Annotated in this window: 18 protein-coding genes; 14 read left to right on the top strand and 4 right to left on the bottom strand. The window is 55.8% G+C overall.

What is annotated here, in order from left to right; translation table 11 throughout:
- Positions 1 to 114 precede the first annotated feature (114 nt).
- Positions 115 to 672 carry a TetR/AcrR family transcriptional regulator gene (locus tag RWV98_RS13800; RefSeq protein WP_280961070.1) on the top strand — a complete coding sequence of 186 codons (558 nt, stop codon included), beginning with the start codon at positions 115 to 117 and terminating at the stop codon, positions 670 to 672.
- Positions 673 to 869: 197 nt separating this feature from the next.
- On the opposite strand, the gene RWV98_RS13795 is transcribed toward RWV98_RS13800, so the two are convergent.
- The gene (locus RWV98_RS13795) at positions 870 to 2,006 is read right to left on the bottom strand and encodes an MGDG synthase family glycosyltransferase (RefSeq protein WP_280961069.1); all 1,137 of its coding nucleotides are present in this window, start codon (positions 2,004 to 2,006) and stop codon (positions 870 to 872) included.
- A 93-nt stretch (positions 2,007 to 2,099) separates the two neighbouring features.
- Entirely contained in the window at positions 2,100 to 2,360 is a 261-nt protein-coding gene (spoVG, locus tag RWV98_RS13790; protein ID WP_280961068.1) for a septation regulator SpoVG, read from the bottom strand.
- A 128-nt stretch (positions 2,361 to 2,488) separates the two neighbouring features.
- On the opposite strand from spoVG, the gene murC reads away from it, so the two are divergent.
- From murC to RWV98_RS13745, 9 genes are all read left to right on the top strand, one after another.
- A complete protein-coding gene (murC, locus tag RWV98_RS13785; RefSeq protein ID WP_280961067.1) occupies positions 2,489 to 3,868 on the top strand; it encodes a UDP-N-acetylmuramate--L-alanine ligase in 1,380 nt (459 codons plus the stop codon).
- 10 nt (positions 3,869 to 3,878) lie between these two features.
- Positions 3,879 to 4,220, top strand: coding sequence for a hypothetical protein (locus RWV98_RS13780; RefSeq protein WP_280961066.1), 342 nt, complete (start codon positions 3,879 to 3,881; stop codon positions 4,218 to 4,220).
- Between the two features lie 164 nt (positions 4,221 to 4,384).
- Positions 4,385 to 4,756, top strand: a complete 372-nt coding sequence (locus RWV98_RS13775) for a BlaI/MecI/CopY family transcriptional regulator (RefSeq protein WP_317861449.1) — start codon at positions 4,385 to 4,387, stop codon at positions 4,754 to 4,756.
- A 19-nt stretch (positions 4,757 to 4,775) separates the two neighbouring features.
- Entirely contained in the window at positions 4,776 to 5,264 is a 489-nt protein-coding gene (locus tag RWV98_RS13770; protein WP_317861447.1) for a M56 family metallopeptidase, read from the top strand.
- Positions 5,265 to 5,304: 40 nt separating this feature from the next.
- Positions 5,305 to 8,700 (top strand): M56 family metallopeptidase, encoded by a 3,396-nt coding sequence (locus tag RWV98_RS13765; RefSeq protein WP_317861445.1) that lies wholly within the window; start codon positions 5,305 to 5,307, stop codon positions 8,698 to 8,700.
- A gap of 24 nt (positions 8,701 to 8,724) precedes the next feature.
- Positions 8,725 to 11,178, top strand: a complete 2,454-nt coding sequence (locus RWV98_RS13760) for a M56 family metallopeptidase (protein ID WP_317861443.1) — start codon at positions 8,725 to 8,727, stop codon at positions 11,176 to 11,178.
- 254 nt (positions 11,179 to 11,432) lie between these two features.
- Positions 11,433 to 12,194 carry a carboxymuconolactone decarboxylase family protein gene (locus tag RWV98_RS13755; protein WP_280961062.1) on the top strand — a complete coding sequence of 254 codons (762 nt, stop codon included), beginning with the start codon at positions 11,433 to 11,435 and terminating at the stop codon, positions 12,192 to 12,194.
- A gap of 81 nt (positions 12,195 to 12,275) precedes the next feature.
- On the top strand, positions 12,276 to 13,457 hold the full coding sequence (locus RWV98_RS13750) for an iron-containing alcohol dehydrogenase (protein WP_317861441.1): 1,182 nt from the start codon (positions 12,276 to 12,278) through the stop codon (positions 13,455 to 13,457).
- Positions 13,458 to 13,661: 204 nt separating this feature from the next.
- The gene (locus tag RWV98_RS13745) at positions 13,662 to 14,273 is read left to right on the top strand and encodes a cytidylate kinase-like family protein (protein WP_280961054.1); all 612 of its coding nucleotides are present in this window, start codon (positions 13,662 to 13,664) and stop codon (positions 14,271 to 14,273) included.
- A 71-nt stretch (positions 14,274 to 14,344) separates the two neighbouring features.
- On the opposite strand, the gene RWV98_RS13740 is transcribed toward RWV98_RS13745, so the two are convergent.
- Positions 14,345 to 15,190 (bottom strand): AraC family transcriptional regulator, encoded by an 846-nt coding sequence (locus RWV98_RS13740; protein WP_317861439.1) that lies wholly within the window; start codon positions 15,188 to 15,190, stop codon positions 14,345 to 14,347.
- Positions 15,191 to 15,449: 259 nt separating this feature from the next.
- On the opposite strand from RWV98_RS13740, the gene RWV98_RS13735 reads away from it, so the two are divergent.
- From RWV98_RS13735 to RWV98_RS13720, 4 genes are read left to right on the top strand one after another with little or no spacing between them, the layout of a single operon-like run.
- On the top strand, positions 15,450 to 16,577 hold the full coding sequence (locus RWV98_RS13735; RefSeq protein ID WP_317861437.1) for a Gfo/Idh/MocA family protein: 1,128 nt from the start codon (positions 15,450 to 15,452) through the stop codon (positions 16,575 to 16,577).
- A gap of 12 nt (positions 16,578 to 16,589) precedes the next feature.
- Positions 16,590 to 17,480: a myo-inosose-2 dehydratase gene (gene iolE, locus RWV98_RS13730; protein ID WP_317861435.1), complete on the top strand. Its 891-nt coding sequence runs from the start codon at positions 16,590 to 16,592 to the stop codon at positions 17,478 to 17,480.
- 12 nt (positions 17,481 to 17,492) lie between these two features.
- Positions 17,493 to 18,497, top strand: a complete 1,005-nt coding sequence (locus tag RWV98_RS13725) for a Gfo/Idh/MocA family oxidoreductase (protein WP_317861433.1) — start codon at positions 17,493 to 17,495, stop codon at positions 18,495 to 18,497.
- Positions 18,498 to 18,512: 15 nt separating this feature from the next.
- The gene (locus RWV98_RS13720; RefSeq protein ID WP_317861431.1) at positions 18,513 to 19,511 is read left to right on the top strand and encodes a Gfo/Idh/MocA family oxidoreductase; all 999 of its coding nucleotides are present in this window, start codon (positions 18,513 to 18,515) and stop codon (positions 19,509 to 19,511) included.
- Positions 19,512 to 19,608: 97 nt separating this feature from the next.
- Here the strand turns inward: RWV98_RS13720 and RWV98_RS13715 are convergent, their stop codons facing one another.
- Complete coding sequence (locus RWV98_RS13715) at positions 19,609 to 20,175, bottom strand: hypothetical protein (protein WP_280963455.1); 567 nt, start codon at positions 20,173 to 20,175, stop codon at positions 19,609 to 19,611.
- Positions 20,176 to 20,221: the final 46 nt, after the last annotated feature.

The raw sequence follows: 20,221 nt of genomic DNA, 5'->3' as shown, positions 1-20,221 counted from the left end.
GATTACTGAACACAAGAGCTAAATATGTATTAAATATATGATAATGAACAAAATGTATAGTTAATGTATGTTTGCGGACAAATATTTTCACAGCAAAAGGAGGATGGCGCACCTATGGAACCACAAGAGGACAAACGAATCCGGCGTACCAAAAAGCTGCTGCGGCAGGCGCTGACCACATTGATGCAGCAAAAGGATTTTCAGAGCATCACTGTGACCGATGTCGTGCGCGAAGCCGATATCAACCGCGGTACCTTCTATGCGCATTACCGGGATGTATATGACCTGCGCGAACGCATCGAGGAGGAGATGATCGCGGATTTCCGCGCCATGATCGACGGCTTCCGACCGACCGAGCGCAATACCTCGCTGCGCCCCATGCTGGCGCGCGCGGTCGATTATCTAGAGGAAAACCGCGACGCGGTGACCGTGCTGATGCGCACATCCGCCCCGGAGGGCTTTGGCCGCAAGCTGATCGAGGTAGTGGAGGAATGCCGCCTTGCCATCACGCCCGGGCGGACGGTGGAGGACCGGTATGTGGCGCGCTTCATCGCCAGCGGCGTGATCGGCATGCTGGAAAAGTGGATCAGCAGCGGCGACGAAATTTCAAGCAGGGATATCGTCGTACTGATGGAGCATGTGCTCTCGCCGCTCATCCAGTTGGAGAAATAGCGTGCGGCGTCCGCCGCGGGAACAAAAGGGGAAGGGAAAAACCGTGCGCTGTCTGGGGCGAGGCTTGCCGTCCGTTTGTTTTGATATGACTTGCCGTGACGCTGTACGCGCGGGATTCTTCATTTCACTCCGTTACATTCAGAATGACAGAGGTTATAACAAGGGAGCGCGGCCCTAAAAAGGCTGCGCTCCCTCTTTTATTTCGTTTTCAGGTTTAGAACAAAGTCCGCCAGCCGCTCGGTGGCGTCCGGGTGGGCGACGGCGTTCATGGTTTGCCGAATCGTGTTTAAGCGGCCGGGGCTGTGAAACAGCTGATAGACCGCTTCGTCAATGGGGAAATGCTTGGTGATCAGCGCGGCCATGCCGTTGTTGACCAGAAAATCGACGTTGCGCTCCTCGTGGCCCGGAATCGGGTCGACCAGAAGCATGGGCAGGTTTTTGGCCAGCGCTTCGCTCACGGTCAGTCCGCCCGGCTTGGATACGATGCAGTCCGCCGCGCTCATCATCACTTCCACATTGCCGACAAAGCCGTAGGGCTTTACCAGACAGTCGCCCTCGTACCGGGAAGCGTATTGTTCAACGCGGAGCAGCTGCTTTTTGTTGTTGCCGCATACGACAAGGAACTGGAAGGGGAGGCCGATCTCGGTCAGCTTTTCGAGATTCTTGGCATTGTCCGCGTAGCCCATTGAGCCGCCCATCAGCAGGATGGTGGGCCGGGCTGGATCGATGCCGAGCTGCCCCGCCGCGTCCTCGCGCGAGAGCGGCTGGTTGAATTTAGGGTGCACCGGGATGCCGAACGGCAGGATGCGCGAAGCCGGTATGCCGCGCCCCACGCAGCGGTAGGTTAATAGCTCGCTCGCGGTGACGATATACTGCACGCGCGGCACATCCTCCCAATAGGGATGGAGGGTGTAATCCGTCACGATGCCGATGGTCATGATATCGGGCAGCTTTTTCCGCTTTTTCAGCTCGTCCACCATTTGCGCGGCAAAAACATGGGTGCACAGGATCACATCCGGCGCGTAGCCCGCCAGTACCTTGGCAAACTTGGAAGCGCCGAGCGCGTTGATAACGTTAATCATGCTCGGCCCCGCGGAAAGATAGCTCTGCCCGTTATTTTCCGCCAGCTGATAGACTAGGCGGTAAAGCGTTTGCATATGCTTGGAAGAAAACAGATAGCCCTTGTCAATCGTTGTTTTGACAAGACCGCTGATATAGGCGTAAACATCGAGCGTGTGCACCTCCGCGCCCTTGGCGGTAAGCATGTCGCCGATCGCTTTGGCGGTGGCGTGGTGGCCAAAGCCCGCCGTTACCGATAAAATCAATACTCTCATTTAAACTCCACCTCATATAAGGCTATTTTACACGAAGGTGGGGAAAAATGCAAATAAACCGATTCAACCCGTGATGGCGCGCCCGATCAAGGCTCATTCCATAATGGTCGCGCGGTAGGCGTCCAGCACGCGGTGCTCCAGTTCCTCGCGCAGCTCATTGCCGACCGGATGCGCGATGTCGCGGAACTTGCCGTCCGGCATTCGCCGCGAGGGCATAGCAAGAAAAAGACGGTCGTGCCCGTCGATGATCTTAATGTCATGCACCGCAAACACGCCGTCGAATGTAACCGAAACCAGCGCTTTCAACCGCCCGTATTCCTCAAGGTGGCGAAATTTGATATCCGTGATCTCCATAGTATACTCCTTTGCTACCAAATAAAATGTCAATTTCGTCTGTTTGCCTATATATATTTTGGGCATCCTGCATTATAATATACCGTAGACCAATAAAAAGAATGAAAAAATCTGGGAGGCTCTCACGAATGGCCCTTTCAATCAAACCGTATATCGACCGGAAAGAAACGATCCATCTGACCGGTATCGGCGGCGTATCCATGAACTCGCTGGCCGAGCTGCTGCTCTCTATGGGGGTGCCGGTCACCGGCTCCGACCGCCTCCATACCGAAGTGACCGACCGGCTGGAACAGCTGGGCGCAAAAATCACCTACGCGCATCTGGCTGAAAACGTCGAAGGGGCGGCGCTGGTCGTCCGCACGGCCGCTGTGCACGACGATAACCCCGAAATGGTGCGCGCGCATGAAAAGGGCATTCCCGTGATGGAGCGGGCCGAGGCTTGGGGCCATCTGATGCGCGATTATGAAAACGTCGTATGCTTTTCCGGCACGCACGGCAAGACCACCTCGACCTCGATGATGACGCTCGTTTCGCTTGAGGGCGGCCTCGATCCGACCGTTATGGTCGGCAGCCGCCTGCCCGCGATCGACGGCACGCTGCGCATTGGCGGTAAGGGCTACTTTGTCGCGGAAAGCTGCGAATACTGCAACTCCTTTTTGAATTTCGCGCCCACGGTCACGGTCGTGCTCAATATTGAGGAGGATCACTTAGACTTCTTCAAGGATCTCAGCGACATCATCCATTCGTTCCGTTCGTTCTGCGAGCTGACGCCGGAGGGCGGTCTCGTTGTTGCGAACGCGGACGATGCAAACGTCATGCGCTGCATCGATGGGCTGAAGCGCCGCGTGCGCACCTTTGGCCTTTCGGAAAACGCCGATGTGCGCGCCGCTGAGATATTGGAGGAAAACGGATACTATCGTTTTACCGTACTGGTGGACGGCGCCCCCTACGCAAAGGTGCGCCTTTCCGTGCCGGGGCGGCATAATATGATGAACGCGCTGGCTTGCTGCGCGGCGGCTGAATATCTCGGCGTGCCCGGCGATAAGGCCGCGGCGGGACTTTCGGCGTTTACCGGCTCTTCCCGCCGGTTCCAGCTGATGGGCAAAATGCCCTGCGGCGCGACGGTGGTGGACGATTACGCGCACCACCCGAGCGAAATGCGCGCCACGCTGGACGCCGCGCGCCAAATGAACTTCGACCGCATTCTGTGCGCGTTCCAGCCGCACACCTATACCCGCACCAAGGCGCTGTTTGATGAATTCGTGCATTCGCTTTCCCTATGCGATCAGGCGGTGCTCGCGCCGATTTACGCCGCGCGGGAAAAAAATACCGTGGGCATTTCTTCGCACGATCTGGCGGAAAAGGTGCCCGGCGCGGTCGCGCTGGACAGCTTTGAGGAGATCGCGGCTTATCTTGCGCGCGAAGCGGGCCCGAACGATCTGGTGCTGACGATGGGCGCGGGCAACATCAACGAGGTGGGCCCGATGCTGGTCTCAGGCGCTTCGTAAGGGCAGGGACATGGCTGAAAATTATCAGGTATTAAATTTGGAAGAGGGTCTGCCGACCGCCGCGCAGGCCATCGGCAGGCTGCTGCACACGCTGGAAAGCTGCCGCCGGGGTCAGGTAATCAAGCTGATCCACGGTTACGGCTCTTCGGGCACCGGCGGCCGCATCCGTATCGAGGTACGGCGTAAGCTGGAACGGATGCAGCAGTCCGGACGTATTTCCTTTTTTATTACGGGCGAGAAGCTCTCTATTTTCGACGCGGACACCCGGCGGGCGCTCGACCTCGCGCCCGCGCTGCGGCAGGACCGCGATTTAGAGCGACATAACAACGGCATTACAATCTTGGTGGTTTGACGTACCGATATCCATACAACGCAAACAGCCCGCATTCGGCTTGACCGAACGCGGGCTGTTTGCGTGCTTCCAAATTGTAAACTGCGCATACTTGACAGCTATATTCTACTGATGTAGAATATAACCAGAAAGAATTCTACAAACATAGAAAAGGAGGGGACGGGATGCAGGAGATCAAGCGGTTATCCGACGCCGAGCTGGAGGTCATGCAGATCATATGGGCGCATTCGCCGCCGATCACCGCGGCTGACGTACAGCAGAACGCCGCGAAGGACTGGAAGGCCACAAGCGTGCTTACCTTTTTATCGCGCCTGTGTGAAAAAGGCTTCTTGCGGTGCGAGAAAGAGGGGCGGCAGAACTTTTACACGCCGTTGATCGGACGAGATGCTTATTTGCAGCGCGAGAGCGCCAGCTTTGTCAGGCGGCTGTGCGGTGGGTCGGTCAAAAATTTGGTGGCCAGTCTGTCGGACGCGGGCGAGCTGACCGACAGCGATATCGACGAACTGCGCGCCTTCCTTGACGCGCAGGGACGATAAGAACGGAGGGGTGGACATAATGTGGGAAAACCTTCTTTTTAATTTGTTGCAAATTGGGCTGACGGTTTCATTGGTGGCGCTGATCCCGATCGCACTGCGCCGGGTACTGAAAAAGCGCTACCCCGCGCGGGCCATGTGTCTGGTGTGGGCGCTGCTCGCGATACGGCTGCTTATCCCGGTGCAGCTGACGCTGCCCGAACCGCCGGTACAGGTCACGCCGCGCGTCAATTATGTGCGGATGACGCAGCCGCAGGCCGCCAATCAACAGCTTCAGCAGATCGAACTTACAGGCCGTTGGATGACGGCCGCCGAAGCCGATCAGTATGTCGGCGCGGCTGGGGAAAATAGCTGGATCAGAACCTATTGGGGCAATATCTTGTTTTACATATGGCTGCTTGGCATGGCGCTGTTCGTCTTTCGGCAGTGGCGCGGCTACCTTCGCTTTAGGCAGGCGCTGAATGAACAAGCAACGGATGTGAAAAAATCCTATACTGCGGGCGGTCTTTGAGGAAGAAAAGCAGTCGCTCGGCATTGCACGGGAGATTCCTTTGCTGGTCAGCGGCGCGGCGGATTGCCCCATGCTGGCGGGGTTTGCAAGGCCTGCGATCTTCCTGCCGGATGAAAGCCTTAGCGCGCCCGATGCGGCGTTTATCTTTCGGCATGAACTGACGCATTGCAAGCGCGGGGATCTATGGCTCAAATTGCTGCTCGTGCTGGCGCGGGCGATGCAGTGGTTTAATCCGCTGGTTCATCTGATGGCGCGGTTTGCTTATGAGGATATTGAGCTGGCGTGCGACGACGCGGTCGCAAAGGAGATGGACGGCGCCGAACGCCGCGCGTACGGCGAGGCTATTTTGCGCTCGGCTGTGGCGCAGGCCAAACGCCGCGTGCTGGTTTCATGCTTTACCGGGGATAAAAAAACGCTGATGCGGCGGTTTGAGGGGCTGTTTGATACGCGGGTGAAAAAACGCGGCGTGGCCCTTGTCGTCGCGGTCGCCGTGTTGGTCGGCACGCTGGGGTGCGCGTTTTCCGTGCGCGCGGGCAGCGGCGGCCCGGAAAAAGAAGAAATGCTGCGTTTGGCAGCCGCTGTGGCCGTGGAAAAGCAGCAAAGCGGCTATACCCGCTATACGGTCGTACCGGAAGAGGATACGGCGCTGCTTATTCTAGCAAGGGAAGACGAAACCGTGGGCGCAGAGCCGCGCGTTGCGGAGCGGCTGTATTTTGAAAAAAACGGTGACAGCTGGAGCGTTGCGAGAAGCGAAACCGTCGCCACCAAGGCGGACAGTCTGGAAACCTTCCGTATGCTGTATGAAAATGACCTTGGCCTGCCCGACCGTGTTTCAGAATCCGATTTCCTGCAAGGCGCTACGGCGGAAGTGATCCGGGAATGGGACGCAACGGGCAACGGGGAAGACGATATGGCCGAAACGCGGTATACCTTTGCCGACGGCAGCGTCGTGATCTTCGTGGGAGGGGATTGGACGGCGGCGGATGGTACGAATAACCGCACGGCCGCCGACCTCACACAGCAGTTTGCCCGCGCGGTCTCGTACAAATCGGTGTGGCCGCTGTATCCGGTGCTGCCCAATGAAGGGCAAGCCTTGGCGAACCATCAACGGAGATGGGCGGATAGCGAGCCGGGCGGCGTTTGGTATAGCAAGTTCGGCGGTTCGTCGCCGACGTTTGATGCGTTCGTCATCGTACCGACGGAAGACCCAAATGCCTGTATTGCTGTTTTTCAGGGACACGGCGGCGGTACGACAGACTTCCGCACCGCGGTAAAAGTGATTGTGGGCAAGGAGAACGGCCGCTCGGTCATCACCGGCTTTGAAGAATACGATACCCATCTGACCTTCCTATTGGAAGATATGGACGACATGGCGGCGCGAATAACCGGGCTCACGCGAAATGAATTGTTTGATATATATTACAATACCGGCCTGCCGTGGCCCACGGCGAAAGCAGATATTCCGTTGGAATACAGTTATAACAGCGGTCATTACGCCGATTTGGCGCAGCCGCTGAGCGCGGCGGAAACCGTATTCGGCTACTTTGGCGAATGGGTTACGAAGCAAACGGAAAACGGCGCGGACACCTCGTTTCGGTCGTGGCTCGCCGGGGTAGAGCTTCTTTCCCAAACCGCAAGCAATGCGGTCGTGCGGCTCACGTTTGACGACGGCAGCGGATCGGTCGATATCGGCATGCAGAAGGCTGGCGATTATTGGCTGCCGACCGGCCTTGTCGACCGGTTTGACGAAAGCTTTCACGCGTGGATCGACGGCAAAGCCCTGCCAACCGGCGCGACAGTAGAAGAAGCTGTGGCAGCCGCTGCCGGAGATATCCCGATCCTGCCTGAAGGCGTGAAGATCAAGCTGGAGCCGCTTGACGGAAAAGCGGCTCCCATAAACGCTACGGTGACGGACGCGGTCGTTCGCGAGGACGGCACCCTGCAATATGACGAGCGCGTGACGGAGCACAAAGAAATCCAGTTTGCGCAGGACGGAAGCGGATGTCAGTTTGTTGTGGAACCGAATTTTGCTGAATTATTGGCCTCCACGATCAAACGATATACCTATCGCGGCGTGACCGTCCGGTACGAAGCGGAAGGCACACGCTATACGGCCTCCTTTGTGTTCCGCACGGAAAATGAAAACGCACCGGTAGAGGAAGACCATTCCATTTCTTCAGCCACGTATTACGATCCGACCTATGGCTACACGCTTACTCTGCCTGAAAGCTTCCTTGAGCGCGGCTATCTACTGGTTAAAGAGGGATTGCCGCGGTTCGGGCTGCAATACGCAATGGGTAAGGATGTGGAAAATGAGACCGACTACGGCGCTATCATGTGGCTGAACATGGATTTAACAGCAGCGCTTTATGAAAATTTTGGAGAAAACTGGGAAGCTAACTATCCGGTGCCTTGTACCAAGCTTGCCGAACGGGACGGTTTGACCTATTTTCTGGCCTTTGCTTCCGATGTACAGTATGATACGCATAATTCAGATATAGCTGCAGCTTATCAGACCATGCGGCGCGATGCGGCGCGGCTGGGTCCGCAATCCCTTTCCTTTGCCAGCCAGACAGAGGCGCAGAAACAAGCGTGCAAGACGCTTCGCCTGAAAAAGCAGGGAGAACAGTACATGTATAGCCAAGACAGAACGGCAGAGGGGGTATTTATTGATAGCTGGGAGATTACGCCGGAGCCGGATGCAAACGCCTGCACAGTACGCGTGCAATGGAGCAGCGAAAGTGGAGAAAAAGTGCTGCTTTATACCGCCGAACGGGTATACTTTCAGGAAAACGGGGAGATCGCGCGCACTGAGCCGCTGGGCGACAGTCGCGACGGCGTGACCTCTTCAGCGGATTTTTTAACGCTGTACCGAGGGGGCTCGTGGTTCCCAACGCTTAGCCCGATGGTGCTGGGATATGCGCAGACCGATCTGCAAGCGGGTGGTCTGGATACGCCTGAGCATGCGGCGGATACCGTGCTCGGCACACGGAACATCAAATGGTCACGCGATACGACAGCGGCGGACGAAGAGAATGTAACGTTGACCGGTAAGCTGTCCGATGGGCCGACGCTGCGGCTCAACCTACGCCGCATACAGTTGACGACGGAACGCCCTGCAATCTACGTACCAGATGATTGGTCGCTTTATAACGCAAAAGGTGAAACGATCGGCATGCTGGGCCGCCAATACAGTCCCTACGATGTGCTGCTTGCGGAAGCGGTCGATTATTATCCCTACCGTGATACGAATGAACTGCTCTGGTATTTGGATATGGGCTGGGCTGACCCATACACCGATGACATCCTTGCAGAACTGGACCGCCGGTATGCCAGCGACCCGGAAGAGGTGGACGACGCGGTCGATGCGTCCATCGATTGGTCGGGGAACAGTGCGCTGCGTGAGCTATGGGAAGCACATAAAAAAGCGGCCTGAACCCAAGAGACGGAGGGGCGTAAAATGTGGGAGAACCTACTTTTTGATCTATTGCAAATCGGGCTAACCGTTTCGGCGGTCGCGCTGATTCCGATCGTGCTGCGCCGGGTGCTGAAAAAACGCTACCCCGCGCGGGCCATGTGTCTGGTGTGGGCGTTGCTCGCGGTTCGTCTGCTTATACCAGTGCAGCTGACATTGCCTGAACCGCCGGTACAGGTGACGCCGCACACCTATTATTTGCTGCATGAGGTGGCGTTACCGCAGCAGAACGAAACGACATTGGACCCGCTGGACAACCACTGGCTGGATAAGCGGCAGGCGGCAGCGCTGGGCGAGCAAGACACGGCTTCCATCACCACTCTTCATGTGGGGCCGATGGTCGCTTGGATATGGCTTGCGGGCGCTATGGGCTTCGCTGCTTGGCAGGCGGTCATGTATTTGTTATTCCGCCGGCGGCTGAGGAAAAACGCGCGCGTGATGAAAAATGAATTCCTTAACGCAGTGTTCATGCGGGAAAAGCAAGCGCTTGGCATTTCGCGGGACATTCCGCTGTTGGTCAGCGGCGCGGCGGACTGTCCCATGCTGGCCGGATTGATCAGTCCCACGCTCTACTTGCCGGGGGAGGCGCTTTTGCGTGAGGACGCGGCGTTCATCTTCCGGCATGAGCTGATACACTATCGGCACGGCGATCTGTGGATCAAGCTGCTGCTCGTGCTGGCACGATCCATGCAGTGGTTCAATCCGCTGATCCATCTAATGGCGCGGTTTGCCTGTGAGGATATCGAAATGGCGTGTGACGACGCGGTCGCAAAGAATTTGGACAGCGCCGAACGCCGTGCGTACGGTGAGACGATCTTGCGCTCGGCGATCGATAAGGCCAAACGCCGTTCACTGGTATCGTGCTTTACCGGGGATAAGAAAACGCTGATGCGGCGGTTTGAGGGTTTGTTTGATACGCGGGTGAAAAAACGCGGCGCTGCGCTGGTCGTCGCGGCCGCCGTGCTGGTCGGCACGTTGGGCTGCGGTTTTTCGATCCGTGAGAAAACGGAAAGCTTGACGGATGCAGAATTGGTTGAGCTTGGACGACAATGGATGAGCGGAAGCTACCGTGACGCAGAGCCGTGGTATCGGCTGCTGACCGATGATCTGGCAAAACAGTTGTACGATAAGCAAGTGGAATACGGCAAGCAAGTCGGTGAATTGGGGGGTGCGATACCGGGCGAGCCTTTGTGGCGCATCGGTGCGTCCAACCCGCATGTGGAACGGTTTACCGTATTTCCGGATGAAATAACGCAACAGGTGATTTTGGTAACGGAGTGGGGCGGGACTGACAGCGTGCTGACGCGGATTGCCGAGCGACTGCATTTTCGGCAACAAAACGGTACATGGAAGGTAGATAAGGTGGAAGGCAACCCTTATATCAATGACACGCCGTTTATGCAAAAGGCGAATAGCTTGGAAGCATTCTGTACTTTGTACCAAAATGATCTTGGTTTGCCAGACCATGCGCCGGGAAGTTCCGGACAGCACATTTGGGACGAACCGCCGGAAGCGATGCGCGATCCCGTGCAGGCGGCGGTTGCCATATTACAGCTTGATGGCGGCGAGGGATCGTTAATCCGTATGTGGGATGCAACGAACGACGGAACGAACGACCTTGCCGAGGTTCGCTATGCTTTTGCAGATAATAGCGTCGTGTGCTTGACCATGGCTCCGGTGCTAGCCACTTCTTCAAACGGTGATAAGAAGGTATGGTTGTCGCAGGACTGGACGACCGAAAAGGGCGAGAACAGCCGCACCGCCGCAGATTTGACACGGCAGTTTGCACGATCGGCTTATCATAAGTCGGTATGGCCCCTTTACACCGTACAATCCAAGGAACAGCGGCAGAAATTGGTCAATTATCAGTTGCGTTTGTCGGCTGATGCCACGCCGGACAAAAAAGAAGTATGGTATACGAAACTGGGCGGTTCGTCGCCCGCGTTCCGGGATTATGTCATTGTATCGACGGACGACCCCAAAGCCTGTATCGCCGTGCTGCAAAGCTATGGCGGAGGGTCCAGCGATGGGCGAGTGGCGTACCGCGTCACAACCGGACAGGAAAACGGCCGCTCGGTCATTACCGCTATAGAAAATATAAGTGATTTGGAATATACGCAAAGTGATAAATTTAACTTATATTACGGAACGGGATTGGGTTGGCCGTTGCTGGAATATGCTTTAAATATCCGAGCGGGTGATGCCGGATGTTATAATGGGCCCGATCTTTCCACATTGCGCCAGCCGGATACCGCGCTGCAATCCACTACTTATACGAATTTAGAATGGTATAGTCAATTTCATGGTGAAACTTTAATCCTATCCCAAAATGAGAGCGACGCCGTCGTGCGGCTCACATTTGACGACAGCAGCGGCTCAGTCGATGTACATATGCACAAGGACGGCGATTATTGGCTGCCGGTCGGTCTGAATTCGTAGTGGGAAAAGGCTTTGGCCATGCGTTTAAGGCGCTGTATCAGGTTTCGACATAGTAATGAATCCAGTAAAAAACCTCCAGTCGTAGGATCAAACTATGACTGGAGGTTTTCATATGGTCAGGAAAAGAACAACGCTGTGCGGAAAATAAATTTCAAATTTTCTCTTGACATGGAGTTTACTCCAAGTGGTACAGTCATATCAGAAAGCTGTGAGCAAGAAATCTTCAAAAGAATAAAGAGGCAGGAGGAAAGCGTATGGAGCTCTCGGATTATTCAAAACACTACTATGAAAAAATGTTTCCCGGTCATCAAACGCACCTATGCACGACCGATCCGGAGTTGATCGAACGGTTTCAAAACTTTGCTTTTGACGAGGTGGTGAATAGCGACGATTTAGATGGGCGTACCCGTTTTATAGCGATCCTGTCGGCGCTGTTGGGCTGTCAGGGTACGGACCTGTTTCGGGATATGCTTCCCGCGGCGTTAAACTTTGGCGTTACACCGATAGAAATTCGGGAGATCGTCTATCAGGCCGTGGACTATCTGGGAATGGGAAGGGTGTTTCCTTTTCTAAACACGCTGAACGAGGCGCTGACGGCGCGCGGTGAACGTCTGCCCCTAGAGGCGCAGGCAAAAACCACCATGGACACCCGGTTGGCAGCCGGTATTCAGGCGCAAGTGGACATCTTTGGCGAAGGGATGCGGGATTTCTGGCAGTCCGGTCCTGAGGAAAGCCGCCACATCAACCGCTGGTTGGCCGCCAACTGTTTTGGCGATTTCTATACCCGCGGGGGATTGGATTACCGACAGCGTGAGATGATTACGTTCTGTTTTCTGGCTGCGCAGGGCGGGTGTGAGCCGCAACTCGTCAGCCATGCCGCCGCCAATCTGAGAGTGGGCAACGATAAGGCGTTTTTGATCAAAATCGTTTCACAGTGCCTTCCCTACATCGGCTATCCTCGCAGTTTAAACGCACTTCGTTGTGTCAACGAGGCTGCCGAAAAGGAGGGAACATAAGCAGCATGTCGATCAGGGAAAGGCGGACTGATACGGCTGATAGTAATAAACCTATGATTTTCGTTAATGGAGGACTATGACATGAATTTTGAAATGTATGTACCGACCCGCATTTTGTTCGGCGAGGGAAAACTGAATGAGCTGCACAACCAGACCATGCCGGGTAAAAAGACCCTGCTGGTCATTTCTAACGGGAGATCTGTCCGGAAGAACGGCGCACTGAAGCGTACGGAAGAGCAGCTGCGTATGGCCGGTGTGGAGACCGTTTTGTTTGACAAGGTAGGCGCCAATCCGCTCAAATCCACAGTGGAAGAAGGGGCTAAATTAGCAAAGGACAGTGGCTGCGATTTCGTCACAGCGCTGGGCGGGGGCTCCGTGATGGACGCGGCGAAGATCATGGCGATGTACGCGCTCCAGCCCGGCGAGCTTTGGGACTATGTCGCGGGAGCGACAGGCAAAAACCGCCCCTTAGAGGAGGCGGCTTTGCCCGTGATCTGTATCACCACCACCGCGGGCACCGGATCTGAGGTGGATCAGTGGGGCGTGGTCACCAATCCGGAAACCAATGAAAAGATCGGCTGCGGCGGCATGGACAGCCTGTTTCCCGTATTGGCTGTCGTAGATCCGGAACTGATGGCAACCGTTCCCCCCAAGTTCACCGCCTATCAGGGCTTCGACGCGCTGTTTCACGCCACCGAATGCTATATATCCGCCGCAGCCAACCCCATGGGGGATATGTATGCGCTCACGGCGATTGAGCATATCGGTAAATATCTAGCACGGGCGGTGAAGAATGGTGGCGACCGAGAAGCAAGAGCGGGCGTGGCCTTTGCCAATACCCTGTCCGGCGTGGTGATGACAGTGAGCGCCTGCACCAGCGAGCACTCTATGGAGCATGCGATGAGCGCCTATCACCCGGAACTGCCCCATGGCGCGGGTCTTATCATGATCTCCAAAGAGTATTATACATGGTTCATCGACCATCACGCCTGTGACGAGCGGTTTGTCCGTATGGCGAAAGCTTTGGGCATGGCCGAAGCCAAGGAACCGATGGACTTTGTCAAGCGGTTGGGGCAGCTTCAAAAGGAATGCGGCGTAGAAAACCTTAAAATGTCCGATTACGGTATCCGGAGCGACGAGTTTATGACCTTAGCTGAAAATGCCCGCGCTACCATGGGCGGCCTGTTCGCATGTGACCGGGTTCCGCTCAGTGCCGGGGAATGTGCGGGAATCTATGAGCGTTCGTATGCATGTGGCCAATAAAATACACGCAATTATTTAAGAAATCCAGCAGGCGGATGCGGAACAAATGCTGCTATAAAGTGGAAACTGGATGAAACGCTATGCGTTTCCATGAATTAGAATAAAATAGTGAAATCCTCTTGACAAAAATCATAAACTGGTGCATACTATGGTTATCAAGATTGTACACTTTGTATAGTTGGCAGGACAAAAGGAGGGTGCGTTATGAATCAGAACTTAGTTATCACGATAGGCCGTGAATATGGCACAGGTGGTCGGGAAATCGGCCAGAAATTGGCCCTCCGTCTGGGCATTGCGTTCTACGACCGCGAGCTCATCACGCGCGCAGCCAAGAAAACCGGCTTTGATGAAAAGCTGTTTGAACAGCTCGACAAGCGGGCCACCAACAGCTTCCTGTATTCGCTTACCATGTTTGGTTCGGTCGGCCTGAACGGCATGAGCCTGACCGATCAGCTTTATCTGGCGCAAGCCAACACCATCCGCGAACTCGCGGAGGCGGGCCCCTGTGTTGTCGTTGGCCGCTGCGCCGACCACGTCCTACGGGATTTTGAAAACCGGTTCGATTTCTTCATCCATGGTTCCATCGAAGACCGCGTCAAACGCATACAGACCTGCGGCGATTACGAGATCGAAGGCAAAACGCCGGAGGCTGCGCTCGAAAAGATGGATAAACAGCGTTCTACTTATTACAACTACTACACCGGCAAGGTGTGGGGCAAGTGCGACCATTACGACCTTTGCATCAACGCGGGCCGTCTGGGCGTGGAAAATGCAGTGGAAGTCATTATGTCCTATGTTGATAAGCTCAAGAAGTGAGCGTATCATAAAGAAGAGAGAAGAGAAGAACGTGAAGGCCGCGCCCCATTGGGGCGCGGCCTTCGCGCATTTTATCGCCATTTGATGCGAAATTGCAGGGGGGTAAGGCCGGTGCCTTTGCGAAAGGCCGAAACAAGGTGGGAGGTGCTGCAAAAACCACATGCTTCGGCGATCTCCTCAACGCTGCGGGAGGTGGTGGTCAGCTGCTCCTTGGCCGCGCGCAGACGGACGTTCAGTAAATATTGGTGCGGGGTGACCGCGCGGTATTCCTTGAATTTGCGCAGATAATAGCACGTGCTCATGGCGGCCCGGTGGGCAAGCTGCTCTACCGAGGTGGTTTTATCCGCAAAGTGCGTATCCATATATGCGGCGGAGGACTGAATCGCTTGTTCCAACTCGCTCTTGGGGCTGGCGTTCGCCATGATCGCCAAATGCGCCAGCAGATCGTTCAGCGCGACGGAAAGCATGTGCGGTTCGTCTACCTTGCGGCGAATTACGGTGAGCACGCGCTCGCAGCAGGTCTCTATCGCGGCGCTGTGGGCGATGGGCAGCACAAAGCCTTGGCTTTGCAGGATCAGCTGGGTATAGGCTTCGCTTCCGCCGCCGACCATATGGAACCAGCGCATGCGCAGGTCGTCCGTCACGGCGTAATAGCGGTGCGGCGTACGGCAGTCGAGCAGCAGGATCGCGCCGGAGGGCACGGTCTTGTGCTGGCCCAAATATTCGCAGCCAAGCTCGCCCGCGTCCACAATGATGATCTGGCAGGCATGGAGCGGCTCGTCTCGCTGTACCACATACTGGCGGTCGCAGTGGTAGATCCCGGCGTGCGGCGCATGGCAAAGGTTAGCGGCGGTAAAGGCATCCGGTTCGCGGTAAAAGCGGATGGAATCGGGCAGTACGCCAACGTCCTTCAGCATAAAGAAAACCTCCCTTTCGCGCTTCCATAAAACAGTATAATTTTTTGATGTTTTATATCAAGATTATGTAGTGATTTCTGATAGTAAATATTATACGATAGGGCTGCAAACAAAAGCAAGCAAAAAAGCACCGGTTTGCAGGCCTTTTTTCTGATTGTCCATTGGTAAAAAGAAGAGCACACGGAAAAGATGCCAATATCATTTCTTGATATAACGAAGAGGAAAATTTGAGAGAGCGATCATTTGGGAGGAATATGACATGAAAGAAATTCGCATTGGTTTGATTGGCGCGGGCTGGATGGGCAAGGCGCACACCACCGCGTTCCACAACGCAAAAATGATTTTTGGCGACGATATGCCGGTGTTTGAGCTGGTGAGCGACGTGAGCGAGGAGCAGGTTTCGGCCTTTGCCGAAAGCATGGGCTATAACCGCCATACCACGAATTGGATGGAGGTTGTGACCGATCCGAACGTCGATCTGGTCGATGTGGCGACGCCGAACTCCATGCACTTTGAAATGGCAAAGGCGGCGCTTGAGCATGGCAAGCACGTGTTCTGCGAAAAGCCGCTCAGCCTTTCGGCGGAACAATCCCGCATCCTTGCCGATCTGGCGAAGGAGAAGGGCGTGGTCAACTACTGCGGATTTTCCAACATAATGAACCCGGCCAACCAGTATGTCAGAGAGCTGATCCAGTCCGGCCGTCTGGGCAAGATCATGCGCGTACACGCTACATACGATCAGGATATGCTGCTCGATCCTTCGATTCCGCTGGCATGGCGCCACATCAACAAGCTGGCTGGTTCCGGTGCGCTTGGCGACCTGTGCAGCCATCTGCTTTCGGTTTCACAGATGCTGATGGGCGATATGGACGAAGTCAGCGCGGTACAGTCCATCGTCATTCCGGAGCGCCCGCTAAAGCCCGACTCCACGGAGATGGGCAAGGTCGAGAACGACGACCTGATCACTTTCTTGGTAAAATACAAAAACGGCGCGATCGGCGATTTTTCATCCTCCCGTGTGGCGACCGGCCGCAAGAATTATTTCTACTATGAGATACAGGGAACAGAGGGCACGGTCGTGTACGATTTACAGCGCATGGGCGAGGTGCAGGTCTACTTCAAGGCCGACGCCGACCGAGACAACGGCCGTGACTGCGGCTTCCGCACCGTACTGCTCAACCCGGAGCACGAGGGCTTTAAATGGTTCCAGCCCGCGGGCGGCATTGCGATCGCTTTCGACGATATGAAGACGCTGCAGGCGCACGCGCTGATGCAGGCGATGCACGGCGCATCCTATCTCTGCGATTTTGAAATGGGCGCCAAGGTGGACGGCGTGATCGGCGCGGTGCTGAAGAGCGTGCGATCCGGCCAGTGGGAAAAGTGCTGAGGAGGAAAAAGCATGTTTAATAACGTAAAGCTCGGCATCGCGCCGATCGGTTGGACGAACGACGATATGCCGCAGCTCGGCGGGGAGCTGACCTTTGAACAGATGATCTCGGAAGCAAAGCTCGCGGGCTTTGAAGGCACCGAGGTCGGCGGCAAATTCCCGACCGACCCCAAGGTGCTGAACAAGGCGCTCAATCTGCGCGGCGTCAAGATCGCCAGCCAGTGGTTTTCCAGCTTCCTGTGCTCCTCGCCCTATGAGGAAAACGAAAAGGCGTTTCTAGAACAGCTGGACTTTCTTGAGGCGATGGGCGCGAGCCGCATCAACGTATGCGAATTGACCCGCTGCCTGTTCGCCGAGGAATGCTCGATGTTTGGCGACAACAAGCCGGTAGCCACCGACGAGGAATGGCAAAAGCTGTGCACCGGCCTTAATAAGCTGGGTAAGATCGCGGCGGACCGCGGCTTTAAGCTGTGCTTTCACCACCATATGGCGACCGTGGTGCAGACCTTTGCCGAGACCCGCCGCCTGATGGAAAATACCGATCCGCGCTATGTATGGCTGTGCTATGATACGGGTCACTTCACCTTTTCGGGCGAGGACGCGGTCGAGGCGGCTAAGGCGTTCGGGCCGCGCATCGGCCATGTGCATCTGAAGGATATCCGCCGTGACAAGATGCAACAGGCCTATGCCGAGGGCTTTAAATTCCGCAAGGCCGTTTTGGAAGGCTGCTTCACCATTCCGGGCGATGGCTGCGTGGATTACCCAGGCGTGTTTGCGGCGCTGCGCGACGCGCATTATGAAGGCTGGTTTATCGTTGAGGCTGAGCAAGACCCGGCCAAGGCCAATCCGTTTGAGTATGCGCTCATGGCGTGTGATTATATCCGCCGTACGGCGGAGCTGTAAGGAGGGCTGACCGTGAAAAAGATTCGCTTTGGTATCATTGGCATTGGCAGCATGGGGCGGCAGCATCTGACCGATCTGCAGCGCAACCCGAACGCGGAAGTGATTGCCGTTTGCGCCCGCACCGAAAGCAAGGTCAAGAAAACGCAAGAGGAATTCGGTATTCCCTACGGCTATACCGATCTGGATGAGATGCTGCGCAATCCCGAACTGGACGCGCTTGTCATTGCAACCGGCGCGGACGCGCACAAGGAAGCCTGCCTTGCGGCTTTAAAGGCAAAGAAACATATTTTCTGTGAGAAACCGCTGGCCAAGACGGTGGAGGACTGCGAGGAAATAGAAAAAGCGGTCGATGAAAACCCGGACTTGTGCTTTACCGTAGGTTTCATGCGCCGTTTTGATCCCTCCTACGCGGAAGCGAAACAAAAGATCCGCGCGGGCGAGATCGGCAAGCCGATTCTGTTCAAGGGCGTATCGCTCGACCCGGCCAGCGTGCTGGACGCGCATCTGGAAGGGGTTAAAAAGGGCATTTATGTGCCGTGGTTTATCGAGATGGGCAGTCACGACGCCGATCTGGCGCGCTGGTTTTTGGAGGGAGACCCGGTAGAATCCTTTGCGACCGGCGATGCGTATGTTTGCACTGGCCTTGCCGCGTATAACGACTATGACAACGGTTTTTCGCTGACCAAGTTCAACAACGATTCGACCGCGTTTATTCAAGTGGGCCGCACGGCGACGTGCAGCCATGTGGAGAGCGAGATCGTCGGCACCAAGGGTACCATCCGCGTCAATTCCGTGCCGCGTAAAAACTATCTTTCCTCGTTTACGGACGCGGGCTATGTAGAGGAGTGTCAGGAAAGCTTTATCGCGCGCTGGGGCGACGCTTTCGCGGGCGAGATGAATGACTTTGTCGACTGTGTGCTGACCGGCCGCAAGCCGGAGACCACCGCGCACGACGGCACCATGAGTTTGAAATTCTGCTTACAGCTTCATCAGGCGTATTTGGACGGCAAAAAATAAGAAGGGACGCGAGCAATGATGCAAAAGAAGGAAATCGCGGTCGGCGTGCTCGGCGCATGCGGCAACATCGGCCGGACGCACGCGCACAATATTGCGACCTATGTGGACGGCGCGCGGCTGACCGCCGTATATGATCTGGACGCGGAAAAAACAACGGCCTTCGCAGAACCATACGGCGCAAAGGTCATGGACAGCGCGGAGGCGCTGATCGCTTCGCCTGAGGTGGATGCGGTGCTGATCGCTTCTTGGGACGGCACGCACGCCGATCTGGCGGTGAAATGCATTGAGGCGGGCAAACCGGTATTTTGCGAAAAACCGCTTGCCACCACGCTGGAGGATGCAAAAAAAGTCGTGGAGGCGGAGCGGGCGGCCGGTAAGCGGCTGGTACAGGTGGGCTTTATGCGCCGCTTTGACCCGGATTACATCAAGATGAAAAAAATACTGGATTCCGGCGAGCTGGGCGCGCCGCTGATGGCGCACTGCATCAGCCGTACGCGCAGCCATCCGGCGCACCATACCACGGCGCAGCATATCACCAACATCGCCATTCATGAGATCGACATCTGCCGGTGGCTGCTGGGCGAGGATCTAAGCGAGGTCTCGGTGCGCTTTCCACGGTCCACGCAGTTTGCCGGTCCCGAACTGAAAGACCCGCAGCTGGTGCTGATGCAATCCGAAAGCGGCGTGCTGATCGATGTGGAGGTATCGGGCAACAGCTATTACGGCTACGAGATTTTGTGCGAGTTGGTCTGTGAAAAGGGCACTATCCGCCTTCCGGTAAGCGCGGAACCTCTCGTACGGTCGTATCTACAGTGCGCGCAGGCCATTCCGGAGGATTGGACAAACCGCTTTGTCACAGCCTACCGCGCGGAATTACAGCACTGGGTGGATCACCTGCGCGGCCTTGTCGCCGAGCCGGGGCCGGGCACGCAAGACGGCTACGCGGCCTGCGTGGCGGCGGGAGCCCTCATCCACGCGCAGCAGACTGGGCAATGGGAGCCGGTGACCGCGTAGAACAAACAAAGCAAGACCGTCGGTTTAAACCGACGGTCTTGTTTGCCTTAGAAAAAAACAGCGAGGCTGGACTGCGCCAGACTCGCTGTTATGTAATTTATGCAGTGACCGAGGACTTGCGCATGGTGCCGCTCAGCGGTTTCCAGATGATTAGGGAGATTGCATAGTCGATCATAGAGTGAACAAAAGAACCCACGCACACGAGCAGTAGTACAACGCGGATCAGCTCGCCGCCGGACAGGGTAGCGGCATAGAAGGGAATAACAATCAACGCTTCACACACACCATGGATCAGGCTGGTCCAACAGCCGAAAACAGTAAGCTTAAGACCACGATTTTCGACCGGCTGATGAAAATCAACAAGTTCGGGACGCTTGCGCAGATAAATCGCACCAGCAGCCGCAAAAATGATATGAGACAGTGCACGTAGTACAACCGGCAACGGGAAACCGCCAAGGAAAAAACCGAGTGTAGTGCCGAGCGATACCGCAACGCCGACAGCGGGGGAAATGAACATCGCCAGAAATACAGCTACATGGCTGGCCAACGTGAAGGACATGGGATCGAGGCGAATCTTGATGGGAGAAAACATTGGAATGATAATGCCGATCGCGCAGAGCACGCCGGCGAGTACCAGATGGTACAGGCTCTTGCTTTTCGTCATAATGTTTAAATTCCTTTCCGATCTTTTGTTACTGTAGCCTAGTATA

This window comes from Agathobaculum sp. NTUH-O15-33 (genome assembly GCF_033193315.1).
GTDB classification, from domain to species: Bacteria; Bacillota; Clostridia; order Oscillospirales; family Butyricicoccaceae; genus Agathobaculum; species Agathobaculum faecihominis_A.
Note: the sequence above shows the minus strand (reverse complement) of the source record. Positions and strands in the feature narration are given on the sequence as shown.

Bases quoted from the DNA above. Each gene is read 5' to 3' on its own strand.
- RWV98_RS13800 (WP_280961070.1), top strand. From the start codon at position 115: ATGGAACCACAAGAGGACAAACGAATCCGGCGTACCAAAAAGCTGCTG.
- RWV98_RS13795 (WP_280961069.1), bottom strand. From the start codon at position 2,006: ATGAGAGTATTGATTTTATCGGTAACGGCGGGCTTTGGCCACCACGCC.
- spoVG (WP_280961068.1), bottom strand. From the start codon at position 2,360: ATGGAGATCACGGATATCAAATTTCGCCACCTTGAGGAATACGGGCGG.
- murC (WP_280961067.1), top strand. From the start codon at position 2,489: ATGGCCCTTTCAATCAAACCGTATATCGACCGGAAAGAAACGATCCAT.
- RWV98_RS13780 (WP_280961066.1), top strand. From the start codon at position 3,879: ATGGCTGAAAATTATCAGGTATTAAATTTGGAAGAGGGTCTGCCGACC.
- RWV98_RS13775 (WP_317861449.1), top strand. From the start codon at position 4,385: ATGCAGGAGATCAAGCGGTTATCCGACGCCGAGCTGGAGGTCATGCAG.
- RWV98_RS13770 (WP_317861447.1), top strand. From the start codon at position 4,776: ATGTGGGAAAACCTTCTTTTTAATTTGTTGCAAATTGGGCTGACGGTT.
- RWV98_RS13760 (WP_317861443.1), top strand. From the start codon at position 8,725: ATGTGGGAGAACCTACTTTTTGATCTATTGCAAATCGGGCTAACCGTT.
- RWV98_RS13755 (WP_280961062.1), top strand. From the start codon at position 11,433: ATGGAGCTCTCGGATTATTCAAAACACTACTATGAAAAAATGTTTCCC.
- RWV98_RS13750 (WP_317861441.1), top strand. From the start codon at position 12,276: ATGAATTTTGAAATGTATGTACCGACCCGCATTTTGTTCGGCGAGGGA.
- RWV98_RS13745 (WP_280961054.1), top strand. From the start codon at position 13,662: ATGAATCAGAACTTAGTTATCACGATAGGCCGTGAATATGGCACAGGT.
- RWV98_RS13740 (WP_317861439.1), bottom strand. From the start codon at position 15,190: ATGCTGAAGGACGTTGGCGTACTGCCCGATTCCATCCGCTTTTACCGC.
- RWV98_RS13735 (WP_317861437.1), top strand. From the start codon at position 15,450: ATGAAAGAAATTCGCATTGGTTTGATTGGCGCGGGCTGGATGGGCAAG.
- iolE (WP_317861435.1), top strand. From the start codon at position 16,590: ATGTTTAATAACGTAAAGCTCGGCATCGCGCCGATCGGTTGGACGAAC.
- RWV98_RS13720 (WP_317861431.1), top strand. From the start codon at position 18,513: ATGATGCAAAAGAAGGAAATCGCGGTCGGCGTGCTCGGCGCATGCGGC.
- RWV98_RS13715 (WP_280963455.1), bottom strand. From the start codon at position 20,175: ATGACGAAAAGCAAGAGCCTGTACCATCTGGTACTCGCCGGCGTGCTC.